Origin of the sequence: Sphingomonas sp. PAMC 26617, from assembly GCF_000242835.1 — a bacterium.
GTDB lineage: Bacteria > Pseudomonadota > Alphaproteobacteria > Sphingomonadales > Sphingomonadaceae > Sphingomonas.
The window spans coordinates 193,737-212,493 of sequence record NZ_JH594425.1 but is presented as its reverse complement, the minus strand read 5'-3'; the positions used below and the strand labels follow the sequence as shown (position 1 = coordinate 212,493).

13 protein-coding genes and 1 pseudogene are annotated in these 18,757 nt (G+C 67.4%); 8 read left to right on the top strand and 6 right to left on the bottom strand.

The window, feature by feature from the left end:
- Positions 1–34: 34 nt before the first annotated feature.
- Both RH91_RS22940 and RH91_RS00925 read right to left on the bottom strand, forming a co-directional pair.
- Positions 35–418 (bottom strand): hypothetical protein, encoded by a 384-nt coding sequence (locus tag RH91_RS22940; protein WP_157136814.1) that lies wholly within the window; start codon positions 416–418, stop codon positions 35–37.
- A gap of 117 nt (positions 419–535) precedes the next feature.
- Positions 536–1,762, bottom strand: a pseudogene (locus RH91_RS00925) (SGNH/GDSL hydrolase family protein).
- 105 nt (positions 1,763–1,867) lie between these two features.
- Between RH91_RS00925 and RH91_RS00920 the strand changes: the two are divergent.
- Genes RH91_RS00920 through RH91_RS00905 form a run of 4 tightly spaced genes read left to right on the top strand, consistent with a single transcriptional unit; the run spans position 1,868 to position 6,100 of the window.
- Positions 1,868–3,001 carry a fumarylacetoacetate hydrolase family protein gene (locus RH91_RS00920; protein WP_010160588.1) on the top strand — a complete coding sequence of 378 codons (1,134 nt, stop codon included), beginning with the start codon at positions 1,868–1,870 and terminating at the stop codon, positions 2,999–3,001.
- Positions 3,002–3,006: 5 nt separating this feature from the next.
- On the top strand, positions 3,007–3,774 hold the full coding sequence (locus RH91_RS00915) for an SDR family NAD(P)-dependent oxidoreductase (protein ID WP_010160587.1): 768 nt from the start codon (positions 3,007–3,009) through the stop codon (positions 3,772–3,774).
- Positions 3,775–3,787: 13 nt separating this feature from the next.
- Positions 3,788–4,645: an SMP-30/gluconolactonase/LRE family protein gene (locus RH91_RS00910; RefSeq protein WP_010160586.1), complete on the top strand. Its 858-nt coding sequence runs from the start codon at positions 3,788–3,790 to the stop codon at positions 4,643–4,645.
- Positions 4,646–4,666: 21 nt separating this feature from the next.
- Positions 4,667–6,100, top strand: coding sequence for a sugar porter family MFS transporter (locus RH91_RS00905; protein ID WP_269724625.1), 1,434 nt, complete (start codon positions 4,667–4,669; stop codon positions 6,098–6,100).
- A gap of 72 nt (positions 6,101–6,172) precedes the next feature.
- Here the strand turns inward: RH91_RS00905 and RH91_RS00900 are convergent, their stop codons facing one another.
- Both RH91_RS00900 and RH91_RS00895 read right to left on the bottom strand, forming a co-directional pair.
- Positions 6,173–7,258: a LacI family DNA-binding transcriptional regulator gene (locus tag RH91_RS00900; protein ID WP_010160584.1), complete on the bottom strand. Its 1,086-nt coding sequence runs from the start codon at positions 7,256–7,258 to the stop codon at positions 6,173–6,175.
- A gap of 52 nt (positions 7,259–7,310) precedes the next feature.
- Entirely contained in the window at positions 7,311–9,458 is a 2,148-nt protein-coding gene (locus RH91_RS00895; protein WP_010160583.1) for an alpha-glucuronidase family glycosyl hydrolase, read from the bottom strand.
- 222 nt (positions 9,459–9,680) lie between these two features.
- Between RH91_RS00895 and RH91_RS00890 the strand changes: the two genes are divergently transcribed.
- From RH91_RS00890 to RH91_RS00880, 3 genes are read left to right on the top strand one after another with little or no spacing between them, the layout of a single operon-like run.
- Positions 9,681–12,053 carry a glycoside hydrolase family 3 N-terminal domain-containing protein gene (locus RH91_RS00890; protein WP_010160582.1) on the top strand — a complete coding sequence of 791 codons (2,373 nt, stop codon included), beginning with the start codon at positions 9,681–9,683 and terminating at the stop codon, positions 12,051–12,053.
- 39 nt (positions 12,054–12,092) lie between these two features.
- Positions 12,093–13,409 (top strand): MFS transporter, encoded by a 1,317-nt coding sequence (locus RH91_RS00885; RefSeq protein WP_051116658.1) that lies wholly within the window; start codon positions 12,093–12,095, stop codon positions 13,407–13,409.
- 37 nt (positions 13,410–13,446) lie between these two features.
- Positions 13,447–14,514 carry a DUF2252 family protein gene (locus tag RH91_RS00880; protein WP_232283362.1) on the top strand — a complete coding sequence of 356 codons (1,068 nt, stop codon included), beginning with the start codon at positions 13,447–13,449 and terminating at the stop codon, positions 14,512–14,514.
- Positions 14,515–14,641: 127 nt separating this feature from the next.
- Here RH91_RS00880 and RH91_RS00875 read toward each other — a convergent pair whose 3' ends face one another.
- Positions 14,642–15,928: a sugar MFS transporter gene (locus RH91_RS00875; protein WP_442852549.1), complete on the bottom strand. Its 1,287-nt coding sequence runs from the start codon at positions 15,926–15,928 to the stop codon at positions 14,642–14,644.
- Between the two features lie 114 nt (positions 15,929–16,042).
- On the opposite strand from RH91_RS00875, the gene RH91_RS00870 reads away from it, so the two are divergent.
- On the top strand, positions 16,043–17,839 hold the full coding sequence (locus RH91_RS00870; RefSeq protein ID WP_010160578.1) for an IlvD/Edd family dehydratase: 1,797 nt from the start codon (positions 16,043–16,045) through the stop codon (positions 17,837–17,839).
- A 174-nt stretch (positions 17,840–18,013) separates the two neighbouring features.
- On the opposite strand, the gene RH91_RS00865 is transcribed toward RH91_RS00870, so the two are convergent.
- On the bottom strand, positions 18,014–18,730 hold the full coding sequence (locus tag RH91_RS00865; protein ID WP_010160577.1) for a FadR/GntR family transcriptional regulator: 717 nt from the start codon (positions 18,728–18,730) through the stop codon (positions 18,014–18,016).
- Between the last annotated feature and the right edge of the window lie 27 nt (positions 18,731–18,757).

Genomic DNA, 18,757 nt, shown 5'->3' with positions numbered 1-18,757 from the left:
CTCGCCTGATCAGCCGAATGGCGATAGTTGATCGTCAGCTGCCGACCATCTGATAACTGATGATGACGCCGGAAACACGCTCCTTCTGTTTGAATAGCCTCGACTTTGTGGCGTATCGGATACGTAGGCGTTCCGGCGAAAGCCACTTTATATCAGCCCATGACCCTTCCCAGTTACCGATCCTAGCGGCACCGTGATCGTCGTCCGCAACGAAGGCGTTGCCGCCTCCTAATGGTTTATCCTTCGCGTCCAATATCGAAATTTGAGTAGAGAAGCCCGTGGTCGCTCCGCAGTCACGCTGGAACAGCACCGCGACATGAGTGCCATCAGGCGAAAGGTTTCGCGAAACCACGGTGTTCTGGCAGGCGTCCGAACACCCTGAGCAAATCATCAATGTCGCTAGTAGTGCTGCCCTCATTGTTGCGGATGGTAACGGTAGCTTCTCCGCCGTCAACGGCCGGTTTTGGGATCGGTAGACTTGGCCGGAACGGCCGGCTTTAAGCGTTTCCCGACACCCGCGTTCACAACCCCAGCCCTACCGAAACAGCCCCAACGGAACCGCCGCCGCCATCGCCCGATACCCGACCGGCGACGGATGCAACCCGTCCCCCGAGTCATAATCCTTGCGCAGCTTCGTCGGCGCAGCCGGATCGCGCATCGTCGCGTCGAAATCGATCACCGCGTCGAAATGCCCGGGCGCGCGGATCCACGCGTTGACCGCCGCGCGATCCGCCTCGTTCTGCGCGTCGGGGTGGTAATAGCCCGATCCGCCATCGGGCAGGATCGTCGCGCCGTAAACCTTGATTCCGGCGGCATGCGCGCGCGCCACGATCTGCCGGTACGTGCCGATCATCCGCGCCACCAGCGCGGCATGCGCCTCGCCCGGGACGGGCGCCTCGCGCGTCAGCGTGCCGAGATCGTTGATCCCCTCGAGCACGATCAGATAGCGCACCCCCGGTTGCGCGAGCACGTCGCGGTCGAACCGCGCGAGCGCGTTCGGCCCGAGTCCGTCCACGAACAGACGATTGCCGCCGATCCCGTGGTTGAGCACCCCGACCCCGCGCGTGGCCGGATCCGCCTGCAGCCGCTCCGCCAGCAGGTCTGGCCAGCGGTCGTTGCCGTTGGTGGTCGCGCCATGCCCGTCGGTGATCGAATCCCCCAGCGTCACGACCGCACGGGCATCGCGCGCGGCCGCCTCGACCGCGACGCCGGCAAGCTGGAACCAGTGTTCGGTCGTCTGCGCGTCCGCCAGCGCGGCATCGCCGACGTGGTTGCCGTGGACGAGATAGCTGGTCGCACGCGACCCGGGGTGGCTCGTCTGGCCCTTGGGCGCGACCGGAAGATAGACCGACACCGCAATCGAGGACAGCGCGGGCGCGTCGAGCGTGACGGGATCGGACCAGTAGCTCGCCCCCGCCGGAATCAGCACCTCCGCCGCGCCATCGAAGGTCAGCGTGCGGTCGCTTCCGACGATCAGCGCGGCACCCTTGCCGGCCAGCGCGACATGCGCCGCCTGGACGCGAAGCGGCTCGGTCCCGAACGCGTTGCTCAGTTGGATACGGAGGTGTTTGCCGCCCGCCGAAAGCCGGACGACCTGCCGCAGCGTCGCATCGGTCAGCAGCGGATCGGCAAGCGCGTTGCGCGGTTAGGGGATCTGCTGCGCGGTCGCCCAACTGCCGACCCAGCGCGCGGGTTGCGGCGCCGCGGCCCCCAGCAGCAGCACCCCTAAAGCCGCGAGCCCGATCGTGCGGATCGTTTTCATCCCGTTTCCTCTCCACGCCACTATCTTGTGGCTGTCGCGGCCTTGACAGCGCGCCGACGCTGGTGTTGTTAGCGCTATCAAAATAAAATGTCGAGTGGAGCGGGTATGAAGGGCGAACGAGGCGGGATGGCGTCTGCGCTGCCGGGGGACTGGGGTTCGGGAAGTTTCATCGGTCGGATCCAGACGGAGGACGGGCCGTCGCCGATCCTGCTCGTGCGCGGGCAGGCGTTCGACATGGCGCGCGTCGCGCCGACCGTCTCCGCGCTGATCGACCGCGGTGATTTCAGTGGTACGGGCGGCACGCCGCTCCCCGATTTCGCGTTCGAAACCGCCGCCTTGCTCAGCCCGGTCGACCTGCAATGCGTCAAGGCCGCGGGCGTCACCTTCGCGGTCTCCGCGCTCGAACGCGTGATAGAGGAACGTGGGCGCGGTGATCCCGCCGCCGCGAGCGCGATCCGCGAACGGCTCGAGACGCGCGTCGGCGGGTCGATCCGCGGCGTCGTGCCGGGCACGCCCGAGGCGGCGGCGCTCAAGCAGGCGCTGATCGACGATGGCCTGTGGTCGCAATATCTCGAAGTCGCGATCGGCCCCGATGCGGAGGTGTTCACCAAGGCTCCCGTGCTCGCCACGGTCGGCGCGGATGCCGAGATCGGGATCCGCTCGGATTCGACCTGGAACAACCCCGAGCCCGAGATCGCATTGCTGGTCGACAGCCACGGCAAGACCGTCGGCGCTATGCTCGGCAACGACGTCAACCTGCGCGATTTCGAGGGGCGGTCGGCATTGCTGCTGGGCAAGGCAAAGGACAATAACGCGTCCTGTTCGCTCGGCCCGCTGGTGCGGCTGTTCGACGACAGTTTCGGGATCGACGACGTCCGCTCCGCCGAGGTCGCGCTCCGGATCGAAGGCGAGGACGGTTATGTCCTCGAAGGCGCGAGCAACATGGCCGAGATCAGCCGCGATCCGCTCGAGCTCGTCCGCCAGACCTTGAGCGAGCATCAATATCCCGACGGCTTCGCGCTGTTCCTCGGCACGCTGTTCGCGCCGGTGCAGGACCGCGACGAACCCGGCCGCGGCTTTACCCACAAGGTCGGCGACACGGTGTCGATCGAAAGCGCCAAGCTCGGGCGCCTCGTCAACCGCGTCGTCACCTCGCGCGATGCCGCGCCCTGGGCGACCGGGATCGGCGCGCTGATGACCAATCTGGCCCGACGCGGCCTGCTGGAGACAAAACAGTGACGGCCATGCCGACCGACGCCACGATGACGACACGGGCGATCTATCCGAGCCTCGCAGGGAAGCGCGTGCTCATCACCGGGGGCGCGACCGGGATCGGCGCTGGCCTGGTCGAGGCGTTCGCCGCACAGCGCGCGGAGATCTGCTTCCTCGATATCGATCACAATGCGGGCGCGGCGGTGGCCGAGAAGTTCGCGCCGGGCGGATTCCATGGATGCGACCTGCGCGACATCGCTGCGCTCAAGCAGACGATCGCGACGGTCGCCGAGCAGCTCGGCGGGATCGACGTGTTGATCAACAACGCCGCCAATGACGATCGCCACGGCATCGCGGAAGTGACGCCCGACTATTGGGACGAGCGGATGGCGGTCAATTTGCGTCACCTGTTCTTTGCGGCACAAGCGGCGGTGCCGCACATGCAGCGCGCGGGCGGCGGGGCGATCGTCAATTTCGGGTCGATTAGCTGGCATCTCGGCTTGCCCGACCTCGTCCTCTACCAGACCGCCAAGGCCGCGATCGAGGGCATGACGCGCAGCCTCGCGCGCGATCTCGGGCGCGACAACATCCGCGTGACGACGATCGTCCCCGGCAACGTCCAGACCCCGCGGCAGGAAAAATGGTACACGCCCGAGGGCGAGGCCGAGATCGTCTCCGCGCAGTGCCTCGACGGCCGGATCCAGCCCGCCGATGTCGCGGCGCTTGCGCTGTTCCTCGCATCGGACGATGCCCGCATGTGCACGGGGCACGACTATTTCGTCGATGCCGGCTGGCGCTAAGGGGATACAGGCGATGGTCCAGTCGGTTTTCGCGGTCGCGGCGACGCTTGGGGAAGGGCCGGTGTGGATCGGCGACGCCCTGTGGTTCGTCGATATCAAGGCGCACCGCCTGTATCGCTTCGACCCTGCCACCGGCACCGCGCAGCACTGGACCGCGCCCGACCAGATCGGCTGGGTGCTCCCGACCGAGGCGGGCGACTTCGTCGCCGGGGTCAAGACCGGGCTCCACCGGTTCGATCCGGCAAGCGGCGTGTTCACGCTGCTGCACGATCCCGAGCCCGACCATCCGGGCAACCGCCTCAACGACGCGGCGACCGACGCCAAGGGCCGGATCTGGTTCGGCACGATGGACGATTCGGAAGCGGGCCTGACCGGACGGCTGCACCGCCATGCCGACGGCGTGACGCAGGACAGCGGGCTGCCGCCGGTCGCGATCACCAACGGCCCCGCGATCAGCGCGGACGGGACGATGCTGTATCACACCGATACGCTCGGCAAGCGCATCTGGCGCGCCGCGATCAACGACGACGGGTCGCTCGGCGCGCCTGAGCTGCATATCGAGATCGAGGACGGCGCGGGGCATCCCGATGGCTGCGTGATCGATTCCGAGAATTGCCTGTGGACCGGGCTGTGGGGCGGCTGGGCGGTGCGGCGCTACGATCCGGCGGGGGCGCTGCTCCAGTCGGTGCGCTTCCCGGTCGGCAACATCACCAAGATCGCCTTCGGCGGCCCCGACCTGCGCACCGCTTATGCGACGACCGCGCGCAAGGGGCTCGATCCCGCCGCGCTGGCCGACCAGCCCGAGGCGGGCAATCTTTTCGCATTCGATCCCGGCGTGGCGGGTCTCCCCGTGACGCCGGCAAAACTATAAAAGACGGAGAAGGAACGGACTATGGCGACGGTATCGCTGCCGGGGGTGGGCCCGGACATGAGCAAGGTGAATTTCGGCTTCATTGCCGCGATCGTCGCGGTGGCGACGATCGGCGGGTTCATGTTCGGCTATGATTCGGGCGTCATCAACGGCACGCAAAAGGGGCTCGAGGCGGCGTTCGACCTCGGCAAGCTCGGGATCGGCATCAACGTCGGTGCGATTCTCGTCGGTTCGTCGATCGGCGCGTTCACCGCCGGGCGGTTGGCGGACCGGATCGGGCGGCGCAGCGTCATGATGCTCGCCGCGGCGCTGTTCCTCGTCAGCGCGCTCGCGGCGGGGGCTGCAGGCTCGTCGATCATCTTCATCCTCGCGCGCATCGTCGGCGGCCTCGGCGTCGGCGCGGCGAGCGTGATCTCGCCGGTCTATATCTCCGAAGTCACCCCCGCCTCGATTCGCGGGCGGCTGTCGAGCGTCCAGCAGGTGATGATCATCACCGGGCTGACCGGCGCGTTCGTCGCCAATTACGTGCTCGCGCGCTACGCGGGCGGTTCGACCGCGATCCTCTGGCTCGGCGAGCCCGCCTGGCGCTGGATGTTCTGGCTCCAGGCGATCCCCGCCGCGATCTACTTCCTCGCGCTGCTGATCATCCCGGAGAGCCCGCGCTACTTGATGGTCAAGGGGTATGACGAGCGGGCGCGCGTCGTGCTCGCGCGGCTGTTCGGGCAGGAAGAGGCGGACCGCAAGGTCACCGAGATCCGCGCGAGCCTGTCGGCCGATCATCACAAGCCACGCCTGTCCGACCTGCTCGACAAGCGCACCGGCAAGATCCGTCCGATCCTGTGGGCGGGCATCGGGCTTGCGGTGTTCCAGCAGCTCGTCGGCATCAACGTCGTCTTCTATTACGGCGCGACGCTGTGGGAAGCGGTCGGCTTCTCCGAGAATTACGCGCTTCAGACCAACATCCTGTCGGGCGTGCTGTCGATCGGCGCGTGCGTCTTCACGATCGCCTTCGTCGACAAGATCGGCCGCAAGCCGCTGCTGCTGGTCGGTTCGGCCGGCATGGCGGTGACGCTCGCGACCGTGGCGTACGCGTTCTCGACCGCGGTGACCGGCGCGGATGGCGCGGTGTCGCTGCCGGGCAACAACGGCGTGATCGCGCTCGTTGCGGCGAACCTCTACGTCATCTTCTTCAACTTCAGCTGGGGCCCGATCATGTGGGTCATGCTCGGCGAGATGTTCCCCAACCAGATCCGCGGGTCGGGGCTTGCGGTCGCGGGCTTCGCACAGTGGATCGCCAATGCCGCAATCTCGGTCAGCTTCCCCGCGCTCGTGGTGTCGCCGGGCCTCGCGGTCACCTACACCGGCTATGCGGTGTTCGCGGCGATCTCGTTCTTCTTCGTGAAGGCGATGGTCAACGAAACCCGCGGGCGCGAGCTCGAGGACATGGAGGGGTAACCCAGCCCCTCCGAGGGACGCGAAAAAGGCGTCGTTCCGATCGGAACGACGCCTTTTTCGTGCGCGGACCGGTCAGTCCGGCACGCGCCGTGCCGCAGGCCGACGCCGCGGTGCCGCATCCGACTGGCGCCGGATCAGCGTGTAATCCGCCAGCACATGCGGTTCGCCGACATCCTCGGGCCGCCCCGCCTTGCCCATGCGGATCGCATGGACCAGCAGCTCGACCGCCATCCGCGACATCTCGACCACTGGCTGGCGGATCGTCGTCAGCTCGGGCCAGATCGTCGTCGCGAGCGCGGTATCGTCGAACCCGCACACCGTCAGGTCGCTCGGCACGTCGAGCCCGCGGCGATGCGCGATCGCGACCGTCGCCGCCGCCATGTCGTCGTTCGACGCGAAGATCGCCGACGGCGGATCGCTCAGTTCGAGCAGCCGGTCCGCCGCATCGAGCCCCGAGCGATAGGTGAACAGCCCTTCCTCCACCAGCGCGGGATCATCGGGCAGGTCGAGATCGGCGAGCGCCGCACGATAGCCGTCGAGCCGTTCGGCGCTCGCGGTCTGGTTGGGGTTGCCGGTGATGAACCCGATCCGGCGATGCCCGAGCGTGCCGAGATGCCGCGTCATGTCATACGCCGCCTGGCGATCGTCGATGCTCACCGACAAGGCCCAGCCCGGTGCGCGCCCGGTCGCCACCGCGACGATCGGCACGCCCGCCGCCTCGAGCGCGGCCAGCACGTCGGGGGAATCGCTCAGCGGCGGCGGCAGCACGATCCCGTCGACCCGTCCGTTGAGCAGATGCGCGACCGCGGCGGCTTCCTGCCCGGGCTCGTCGCATTTCTCGACGACGAGCTGGACGTTGCTCCGGCTCGCCTGGTCGAGGCTGCCGACGAGGAACGCGCTCAGATAGGCGAAGCTCGGGTTCGAATGGAGCAGCCCGATGCGGATCTCCTCGCCCCCCGCCAGCGTCCGCGCGGCGGCATTGGGCGCGTAGTTGAGCTCCGCGATCGCCGCCTCGACCCGCTCGCGCGTCTGCGCGCGGACCGTGTCCTTGGCGTTGATGACGCGCGACACGGTCATCGGCGACACCCCCGCCTTGCGCGCGACATCGGTGATCGTCGGCACATTGTGCTGCCGCCGCGAGGGTCGTGTTTCCGTCATTCGGATCCTTTCGTCGCGCGGACTATGGGCCGATCCTTACGCTCTCGGCAAGTCAGGGGTTTCCGGGGGCGTAAGGAAACCGCTGCGCCTTGTACCAGGCGAGGTCATGCGCGGGCGCGCGCACGCCCGCCGGGAGCGGAAGCGCGTTGACCGACATCCAGTAGGACAGGCTCGCATCGCGCCACCACTGCGCCTCGCGCTGCTGCACGCCGAGGAAGCTCTCGGTCTTGGCGAAGCGTTCGGCGTCGATCCGCGGGCGAAGCGCCGCCCAGTCCGCGCGCATCCCGGCGACATAGCCGACGCCGCGATCGTAATCGCCGACCATCCCCTGCCACACCGTCTCGCCCGATTTCAGCCGGTACGTCCACGGCACGCGGTGGAACCACAACAGGTCGCGCTCGGGCGTCGTCTTCGGGTCGGCCAGCAGCCGCGCCAGCGCGGGCGCATATTGGGCGGTCGCGGCATTGCCCTTCGGCCCGCGCTCCACCCCGACGGCGTCGCGGGTCGCGCGATGATAATAATAGGGGTTCCATTCGGGCCGCTTGAGATCGGAGATCCACAGCCCCGGCCCGTAATGATGCCCGGTCGCCATCACATGCGCGAGCCCGAGCGGGGTCATGTAGTCGACCACCGCCTCGCGCGAGCCCGCCATCATCTTCACTACCGGGCCGACCACCGCGGGCGCGGGCTCGAACGTCATCGCCGCCCAGTCGCGCGCAATCGCGTCCGCACTGTCGTCGGGGTTCCACGCGAACCGCCCGAACGCGAACCAGTTCGCCTGGTTGAAGGTCGATCCCGACCAGTCGCGGTCGCGCCCGATATTGGCGACCCCCGCCATGCCCGTCAGCGCATGACGGTCGAGCGTCCCGTCGACCACGCGCGCGACGGTCGATCCCTTGCCGTGTGCGAGCGTATCGCTCCGCAGCGTCTCCTCGAACATCGGGCCGAGATAGGCGAGGTGCGTCGCCTGGCCGAGATATTCCTTGGTGATCTGGAATTCCATCATCAGCGGCGTCTTTGGCATCGCGCCGAACAAGGGATGGAACGGCTCGCGCGGCTGGAAGTCGATCGCGCCGTTCTTGACCTGGACGATCACGTTCGACGCGAACTTCCCGTCGAGCGGATGGAAGTCGTCATACGCCTGCTTGGCGCGATCCTCGGCGTTTTCCTGCGCGTAGACGAACGCGCGCCACATCACGATTCCGTGGTGCGGCGCGACTGCTGCGGCGAGCATGTTCGCGCCGTCCGCATGCGTGCGGTGGTAATCCTGCGGGCCGGGCTGGCCTTCCGAATTGGCCTTCACGAGAAAGCCGCCGAAATCGGGAATCGCGCGGTAGATCTCGTCCGCCTTCGCGCGCCACCACGCCGCGACCTGCGGATCGAGCGGATCGGCGGTCTTGAGGCCGCCAAGCTCGATCGGTGCGGAGAAGCGCGCCGAGAGATAGACCTTGATCCCGTAGGGCCGGAAGATGTCCGCAAGCGCCGCCGCCTTGGCGATATAGAACGGGGTCAGGCTTTCGGCCTTGGCGTTGACGTTGTTGAGGACGCTGCCGTTGATCCCGATCGAGGCATTGGCGCGCGCATAATCGGTGTAGCGCGGGTCGCGATAGTCGGGGAGCGTCCACCAGTCCCACAGCGACTGGCCCGAATAGCCGCGCTCGACCGTCCCATCGAGATTGTCCCAATGATCGAGCACCCGCAGCGCGACGTGCGGGGTGGAAGACAGGTCGACCTCGGCAAGCGGATGGCCGGTCTGGACCCAGCGGAGCAAGGCGAACGCGCCATACAGCACCCCGCGATCGGTGTTCGCGGTGACGAGCGTCACGCGGCGGCCGTCGAGATCGACCGCGCGGACGAGATAGCCTTCCTGCCCGAGCGCCTCGGTCGGCAGCCTGAGCGCGGCAAGCTGCGGCGCGCTGCTCACCGCAAGGACGATCGCACCCGCGCGCGCATCGGCAACCAGCGGAACGGGATGCGCCGACAGACCGGACAGGCCGCGCGTCAGTTCCGCACCCGCGACCCGCAGCGTCGGCGTGTCGCCGAGAACGGTGATTGCGGCGGTGTCGGTCCCTTGCGCGGCGGCGAGCGGACGATAGCGCAGCCAGAGATCATAGCCGTCTTCAGCGAAGGCGGGGGTGGCAACGCCCGCGAGCAACGCCGCGACGATCGTCCGTTTCACCAGGTTGCGCATGTCCATCATCACCCTCCGTCGTCGCCCGCCGGATTGGTCCGGTCGTCGGTCTGCCGCGCGGTCGTTGACAGAACGACGACGCCTGACGCATGATAACGCTAACACAACGAAGGCATCGCCAGCAATGCCACGTTGACGTCGAACGGGAAGGATGCGGATGGGTCTGGTCGCAGGCAAGCAAGGGGGCAAAGGCCCCTGTGATCGCGCGAAATCGACGCGCGGGGCTGCTGCGTGACGACTCGCCGCGACGTGTTGCGCTGGACCGCCTCGGTCTCCGCGCTTGGGCTTCTTCCGGGTGGCGTCCGCGCCGCGACGCAGCCGGTCTATCGCGACCGCCGCGCGCCGGTCGATCTTCGCGTCAGCGACCTGCTCGGGCGGATGACGCTCGAGGAGAAGGTTGCGCAGTTGATTACGCTGTCGACCGCGAAGCGCGACGTGATGGACGACGCCAGCGCCTTTGCGCCCACGCGCGCGGATACCGCTTATCCCAACGGCATTGGCCAGATCGCACGCCCGTCGGATCGCGGCGGCGCGGCGACCGCGAACAATACCGGCACGGACGTTACCGGGCGCTGGCGCAAGCCCGCCGATACGATCGCCTTCGTCAATGCCGCGCAGGATTGGGCGCGGACGCGGACCCGGCTCGGCATCCCGATCCTGTTCCACGAGGAAGCGCTCCACGGCTATATGGCGCCCGAGGCGACCAGCTTCCCGCAGGCGATCGCGCTCGCCGGGTCGTTCGACCGCGGTCTGGTCGAGCGGGTCAATGCGGTGATCGGGCGTGAGGTCCGCGCGCACGGGACGGTGCTCGCGCTGTCGCCGGTCGTCGACATCGCGCGCGATCCACGCTGGGGGCGGATCGAGGAGACGTTCGGTGAGGATCCGTATCTCTGCGGGGAAATGGGGGTCGCTGCGGTCACCGGGTTGCAGGGGCAGGGCAAGACGCTCGCGCCGGGCAAGGTGTTCGCCACCTTGAAGCACATGACCGGGCACGGCCAGCCGATGGCGGGGGACAATGTCGCGCCCGCTGCGCTCGGCGAGCGCGAATTGCGCTCCGATTTCTTCCCGCCGTTCCGCGCGGTGGTCAAGCGCATCGGGATCGGCGCGGTGATGCCGTCGTATAACGAGATCGACGGCGTCCCGAGCCACGCCAATCGCTGGCTGCTGCACGACGTGTTGCGCGGCGAATGGGGCTTCGATGGCGCGATCGTCAGCGATTATGCGGCTATCCCCGAGCTCTCCTATTTCCACCATCTTGCGAAGGATATGGACGGCGCGGCGTTGCTCGCGTTGCAGGCGGGGGTCGATTGCGACCTGCCCGACGGCGTCGCCTATCGCGGGCTCGCGGCGGCGGTGCGCGGGGGCAAGGTGCCGGTTGCGTTGGTCGATGCGGCGTGCGCGCACATGCTGCGGATGAAGTTCCGCGCAGGGCTGTTCGAGGCGGGGCCGGTCGACCCCGCCGCGGCGGCGAAGCTCACCGCCAACGCCGAGGCACGCGCGCTTGCGCTGGAAGCGGCGCGGCGGTCGATCGCGTTGCTCGTCAACGACGGCACGCTCCCGCTCACCGCGGGCAGGCACAAGCGTGTCGCGGTGATCGGCCCGAACGCGGCGGTCGCGCGGCTCGGCGGTTATTCGTCGATCCCGCGGCAGACGGTCTCGCTGCTCGAAGGCGTCCGCGCGCGGCTCGCGGGAAAGGCCGAGGTCGTCCACGCACAGGGCGTCTTCATCACGCAAAGCGAGGACCGGTCGGCGAACGCGGTGCTGCTCGGCGATCCCGCGAAGAACCGCGCGCTGATCGCGGAGGCGGTCGCGGTGGCGCAAGGGTGCGACATCGTGCTGCTCGCGATCGGCGATACCGAGCAGACCAGCCGCGAAGGCTATGCGAAAACGCATCTCGGCGACCGGATCGACCTAGACCTGCTCGGCGAGCAGAACGCCTTGTTCGACGCATTGAAGGCGACCGGCAAGCCGGTCGTGGTCGTGGCGATCAACGGGCGCCCGCCGTCATGGCCGAATGTGGTGCGCGGGGCGAATGCGCTGCTCGAATGCTGGTATGTCGGGCAGGAAGGCGGCACCGCGATCGCGGAGGCGCTGTTCGGCGACATCAATCCGGGCGCGAAACTGCCGGTCAGCGTCGTCCGCGAGGTCGGGCAGGTGCCTTTGTATTACAACGAGAAACCGTCCGCGCGGCGCGGCTATCTGTTCAAGGACGCGCGCCCCTTGTTTCCGTTCGGGTTCGGGCTGAGCTACACCCGGTTCGAGGTCGGCGCGCCCCGCCTGTCGGCCGCGCGGATCGGCGTCGGCGACACGGTGAGCGTCGAGGTCGACGTCGCCAACATCGGTGACCGAACAGGGGACGAAGTGGTCCAGCTCTACGTTCACGACCAGGTTTCGTCGGTGACGCGCCCGGTCGAGGAATTGAAGGGATTCGAACGGGTTACGCTCAAGCCCGGCGAGCGGCGGACGCTCCGCTTCCAGCTCGCACCGGACGCTTTCTCCTTGTGGAACAATGAGATGCACGAAGTCGTCGAACCCGGTCTGTTCGACATCATGGCGGGCCCCAGCTCGGCCGATCTCAAGACCGCCCAACTCGAAATCGCCTGAGGAACCGCGCATGATTTCCCCCCGTCCGCCTGTGCAACGATGACCACCTTGGGCGATCAGATCGCGACGGCCCCCGAGACCGCCGAACACGCCGTCCCCCGCCCGCGCGGGCGAGTCCGCTGGATCATCTGCGGGCTCCTGTTCGCCGCGGTCGTCCTGTCGTACATCGACCGGCTCGTGCTCGGCGTGCTCAAGCCCGAGCTGTCGGCGACCTACGGCTGGTCCAACACCGGCTATGGCGACATCACCGGCTATTTCCAGGTCTGCTACGGCTTCGGCTTCCTGTTCTTCGGCTGGCTGATCGACCGGATCGGCGCGAAGACGGGCTATCTGCTGGCGGTCGCGACCTGGACGATCGGCCATCTCGCGCAGGTGCTGGTGACGAGCACGACCGGCTTCGTCATCGCCCGCATCCCGCTCGCGCTGGGCGAGGCGGGGACCTACCCATCCGCGCTGGCGGCGGTGTCGCAGTGGTTCCCCAAGAAGGAGCGCGCACTCGCGATCGGTATCTTCAACGCCGGCGCCAACGTCGGCGCGGTGGTGACGCCGCTGCTCGTCTCGCTGCTGGTCGTGACCTTCGCGCTCAACTGGCGCTGGGCGTTCATCGTGACCGGGCTGTTCAACGTCGTGTGGCTGGGCCTGTGGTTCTGGCTGTACCGCAAGCCGGCCGACCACCCCCGGCTGACGCCCGAGGAACGTGCCTGGATCGAGACCGAGCCGTCGGTCGACGTCGGTCGCGCGACCTTCCGCAGCGTGCTGCGCCACCGCGAGACCTGGGCCTATATGGCGGGGCGGTTCCTGATCGACCCGGTGTGGTGGACGTTCCTGTTCTGGCTCCCCGATTTCTTCAGCAAGCAATATGGCTACGACCTGAAGAGCTTCGGCCCGCCGCTGGTGGCGATCTACATCCTCGCCGATTTCGGGGCGATTTCGGGGGGCTGGTATTCGTCGCACCTGCTCAAGCGCGGGGTCGCGACGGGCCGCGCGCGCAAGCGGGCGATGTTCGTCTGCGCGCTTTTCGCGCTCCCGGTGATGTTCGCGGTGCAGGCGAGCAACATCTGGATCGCGGTCGCCTTCATCGGCCTTGCCTGCGCGGCGCATCAGGGGTTCTCGACCAACCTCTTCTCGCTCCCGGGCGACCTGTTCCCGCGCTACGCGCAGGGGACGTTGGTCGGTCTCGGCGGGTTCGCGGGCGCGGCGGGCGGTTTCATCGCATCCAAGTCGCTCGGGTTGCTGCTCGATACGGTCGGGAGCTACCAGCCGTTCTTCATCGCCTGCGGGCTGGCGTATCTGCTCGCGCTGCTGGTGACGCATCTGCTCAACCCGCGCTACGAACCGGTGACGATCAACCCGTAGCGTTGCGCGGGGAGCTGCGCGTCCTATGCTGCCGGGCATGCCCAGGGATCATTCCGATATCGTCGCGTCGGTCGACCGCTACGAAGCCGCGCTCGTCGCTTCGCTCGGCACCGCCGTGGTCGCTGCGGACCTGGCCGAAAAGCATCGCAAGATGCGAAAGTCGCCGTTCCAGTTCCTCCGCGCGACCTGCTTCCGCTGGGCCGAAACCGCGCCGACGCTGTGCCCCGACCTGATCGCCGCCACTCGGGTTGGCGCGGTGGTCGATTCACACGCGGGCAATTTCGGCCTGTGGCGCGATGCGCAGATGCGGCTGGTGTGGGGCGTCAACGATTTCGACGAAGCGGCGCATGCGCCATGGCCGTTCGATCTCGTGCGGCTCGCGACGAGCCTGATCCTCGCGCTCGACGATACGCGCGCCGGCGAGATCGCTGACGCGGTGCTCGCCGGCTACGCCGAGGGGCTCGCCGCGCCGAACGCCTTCGTACTCGAACGCGACCATCTGTGGCTGCGCGACGCCTTCGCCGCGACCGACAAGCAGCGCGCGGCCTATTGGGCGAAGCTAGAAGCGGCTCCGCCCGCTATATGCAACCCGCGCGCGTTCGAGCAGCCGTTGATGGCAGCGCTTGGACCGGTTGAAGCAGCGACGATCGCGGCGCGGTCGGCAGGCGTCGGCAGCCTCGGTCGCCCGCGCTTCGTCGCGATGGGGGCGTGGCGCGGCGGGCCGGTCGCAGCCGAGATCAAGGCGGTGTTGCCGTCGGCCTGGGGAAGCGGACAGGAAGCCGGGCTCGCGGACCGGCTGGCTCACGGTCGTTACCGCTCGCCTGATGCGACGTTGCGCTACGGCACGGACCATGTCGTCCGACGGCTTGGTCCGAACAGCAGCAAGATCGACTTCGAGACGCTCTCACCCGCCCTCCACGCCAATCTGTTCGCGGCGATGGGGCGTGATCTGGCCGCGATCCATTGCGGCACGGGCGATGCGTCGACGCTCAAGCGCGAGCTCGCCGCGCTGCCGGGTGGATGGCTCAAGGGCGCAGGCCGGACCGTTACGTGTTCGACCGAGGCAGACTGGGACGTTTGGCGGCGGGAAACGGCGAAGAGCTGAACGCCCGTGGCACCTCGTAGGATGGCGGTGGCCAGGAACACGATTCCCCCAGCGGGAAGCCCGGTTTCGTCACATCGGCTCCCTGCCGGGATGACGAAGGATCGCAACGCGACGCGTGGTCGCAGCGTCAGTCGTCGAGTTGCTGGCCCGGCACCGGGGTGCTTTCCGTCGTCCGGCACCCCCATAGCGCGTAGAACAGCACATACAGCTCGCACGCCGCGGTCAGCAGGAACGAAGCCTGCAACCCGTACATGTCCGCAAGCTTGCCCTGCACCACGACAAGCGCGCCCCCCGCGATCGCCATGATCAGCAGCCCTGAACCCTCCTCGGTCAACGGTCCGAGCCCCTTGATCCCGAGCGTGAAGATCGTCGGGAACATGATCGAGTGGAACAGACCGACGAGGATCAGCGCCCACATCGCGACGGGCCCGGTCGTGAACACGGTGACGAGCATCACGACGAACGCCCCGATCGAGAAAGCGGCGAGCACCGTTTCGGCGGGGATCTTCTGCATGATGAACGAGCCGACGAACCGCCCGATCATCATCCCGCCCCACAGGAACGTCAGGTAACGCCCGGCCTGCTCATGCGTCAGGTCGGCGATCTCGGGCTGGCTGACGAAGTTGACGAACAGGTTGGCGACGCCGATCTCGGCGATCAGGTAGATGAAGATCGCCGGAATGCCGAACACGAGGTTGCGGTGCTTCCACAAGGAGTGGTTCCTGCGCTCGGCCTTCGCCATCCGGCTGGTCGATCCCCCCATCGCGGGCAGGGGGAAGCGGGCGATCACCACCGCGAGCACGATCAGTACGATCGCGACCAGCACATAGGGCAACACTACCGACTGCGCATCGGCGAGCCGTTCCGCCTGGGTAAAGACGGCCCCGGACTTGGCTGTGCCGCTGGTCGAGCGACCAAGGATCAGATACGCGCCGAACAGCGGCGCGAGCATCGTCCCTGCTGAATTGAGCGCCTGCACGAGATTGAGCCGCGCCGAGGCGGTCTCGGGCGCGCCGATCACCGCGACATAGGGGTTTGCCGCCACCTGGAGCAGCGTGATCCCGCTCGCAATCACGAACAGCATGACGAGCGTGACACCGTAGGACGGGATGCTGGCCGCAAGCGTCATGCCGACCGCACCCGCCGCCATGATCAACAGCCCGGTGACGAGCGACTTCTTGTATCCGATCCGCTCGATCAGCTTGGCCGAGGGGATCGACGCGAAGAAATAGGCGATGAACCAGACGCTCTCGATCAGCGTCGTCTGGGTGTAGCTCAGTTCGAACACGCTGCGCAGATGCGGCAGCAGCGTGTTGTTGATGACCGTGATGAAGCCCCACATGAAGAACAACGTGCCGAGCAACACGAGCGCGCTGACATAGGACGGGCGGACGCCACCCTCCGTCGCCACCATGTCGGGGGCAGATTGCCGGGTCGGAACCATCGCCATCAGCACGCATCCTCATTGATCTTATAATTGTCTGAGTATATCCCGATCTGGATAGCGTCAAACGCGGAGTTTTCGAAAATGTCTGAATCCACACCCCCCAAGCTCCGCAGCCGCGCCTGGTTCGACAATCCCGACAACATTGACATGACCGCGCTGTATCTGGAGCGGTACCTCAACTTCGGCTTGAGCCTGGCCGAGCTGCAATCGGGCAAGCCGATCATCGGCATTGCGCAGACCGGGTCGGACCTGAGCCCATGCAACCGCCACCACCTCGTGCTGGCCGAGCGGCTGCGCGAAGGTATTCGCGAAGCCGGCGGGATCGCGCTCGAATTCCCGGTCCATCCGATTCAGGAAACCGGCAAGCGCCCGACCGCTGGCCTCGACCGCAACCTTGCCTACCTCGGGCTGGTCGAGACGCTGTACGGCTATCCGCTCGACGGCGTCGTGCTGACGATCGGCTGTGACAAGACCACGCCCGCCTGCCTGATGGCGGCGGCAACCGTGAACATCCCGGCGATCGCGCTGTCGGTCGGGCCGATGCTCAACGGTTGGCACAAGGGCGAGCGGACCGGTTCAGGCACGATCGTGTGGAAGGCGCGCGAGCTGCTCGCAGCGGGCGAGATCGACCACGCCGAATTCATCCGCCTTGTCGCCTCGTCGGCACCGTCGACCGGTTATTGCAACACGATGGGCACCGCGACGACGATGAACTCGTTGTGCGAGGCGCTCGGCATGTCGTTGCCCGGTTCGGCCGCGATCCCCGCGCCGTATCGTGATCGCCAGGAAGTCGCGTATCTCACCGGCAAGCGCATCGTCGACATGGTCGCCGAGGATCTCAAGCCGTCGGACATCATGACGCGCGATGCGTTCCTCAACGCGATTCGCGTCAATTCGGCGATCGGTGGATCGACCAATGCGCCGATCCATCTGACCGCGATCTCGCGCCACATCGGCGTCGACGTGCCGGTCGAGACGTGGCAGTCGCACGGGCTCGACATTCCGCTGCTCGTCAATTTGCAGCCCGCGGGCGAATATCTCGGCGAGGATTTCTACCGTGCGGGCGGCGTTCCGGCGGTCGTGTCGCAGCTGATCGACCAGGGGTTGATCGCCGAGGGCGCGATGACCGTCAACGGCAAGACGATGGGCGAGAATTGCCGCGGCGTCGCGATCGAGGACGAGAAGGTTATCCGTCCGTTCGCGACTCCGCTGATGGAGGCGGCGGGGTTCGTCGTGCTGTCGGGCAATCTGTTCGACAATGCGGTCATGAAGACGAGCGTGATCTCGCCCGAATTCCGCGAACGCTATCTCTCCACGCCGGGCGACCTCGATGCGTTCGAAGGCCCGGTCGTGGTGTTTGATGGGCCGGAGGAATATCACCGGCTGATCGACGACCCCGCAACCGGGATCACCCCCGAAACGCTGCTGGTGATGCGCGGCGCGGGGCCGATCGGCTATCCGGGCGCGGCCGAAGTCGTCAACATGCGCCCGCCTGCGCATCTGATTCTCGACGGTGTCCATGCGCTGCCGTGCATCGGCGACGGGCGGCAGTCTGGGACGAGCGGCAGCCCGTCGATCCTCAATGCATCGCCCGAGGCCGCAGCCGGCGGGACGCTTGCGCTGCTGCGCACGGGGGACCGGGTGCGGATTGATCTCAATCGCGGAACTGCCGACGTGCTGATCGACGATGCCGAGATCGCTGCGCGGCGCGAAGCGCTGGCGGCGGCGGGGGGGTATCAGTATCCCGCGTCGCAGACGCCGTGGCAGGAGATCCAGCGTTCGGTTGTTGGGCAGTTGGGGACGGGCGCGATCCTCGAAGGCTCTGAGGCGTATCAGCGTATCGCCCAGACGCGCGGGTTGCCGCGGGATAACCACTGAAGCGAACCAGACTTCCCCGGCGGAGGTCGGGGGCCAGTCGCGCAGGTCGTTGTAACGGGCGGTTGCGCTCGAATAACGATGACCACTGCTACTGGCCCCCGGCCTTCGGCGGGGGAGCACCCTTAGGTATGGGCGGGTTAATCTCCCGGCGATACCGCCCCATCGGGAAGACCCTTACTCGCGCTCGGCCAGCCCCATATCCCCCAGCGCCAGCCGCAGCAGGTCGACCATTGCGTTATGCGCCGCCTTGCCATCGCCCGCGACGATCGCCTCATACACGCGCTCGTGATCCGGCAGGGGATCGCGCGGTAGCGCGTGCTTGCGATGCTTGAACGTCGTCGTCCAGCGCACCGCCGCGCCGACGCTGTTCGCCAGCGCCGCGAGCGGTTCGTTGCGCGCCGCGGCAAGGATCGCGCGGTGGAAGCGCTGGTCGGCGGTCTGCCCGCGCGCGTCCTTCAGGCCGTACAGCCGCATCGCCTCGAGCGCGTCGTGCATCTCGGCGAGGTTTGCGTCTGCGCGCCGCCGGGCCGCAAACGCAGCGGCTGCGGGTTCGATCACGCCGCGCAGCTCGAACAGGTCGATGATGAAGTCGGTGTCGGGTTCGCCCTCGAACGTCCAAGCGAGAACGTCGACGTCGAGCAGGTTCCAGCGGCTGCGCGGCGTGACGCGCGTACCCGCCTTGGGGCGGCTCTCGACCAGCCCCTTGGCGGCCAGAATACGGATCGCCTCGCGATACGCGGTGCGCGAGATGCCGAGCGCCTCGCTTGCCTCGATCTCGCCGCCGAACACCGTGCCGGGCTGGCGCATCCCGCTGACGATCTCCACGCCGATGTCGTGCGCGATGATCCCGTGGATGCGCGGGGCGAAGCTGCGGTCGTCGTCTCCGGTCATGCCGCTCCCTTGCGTGTCGCGCCGATG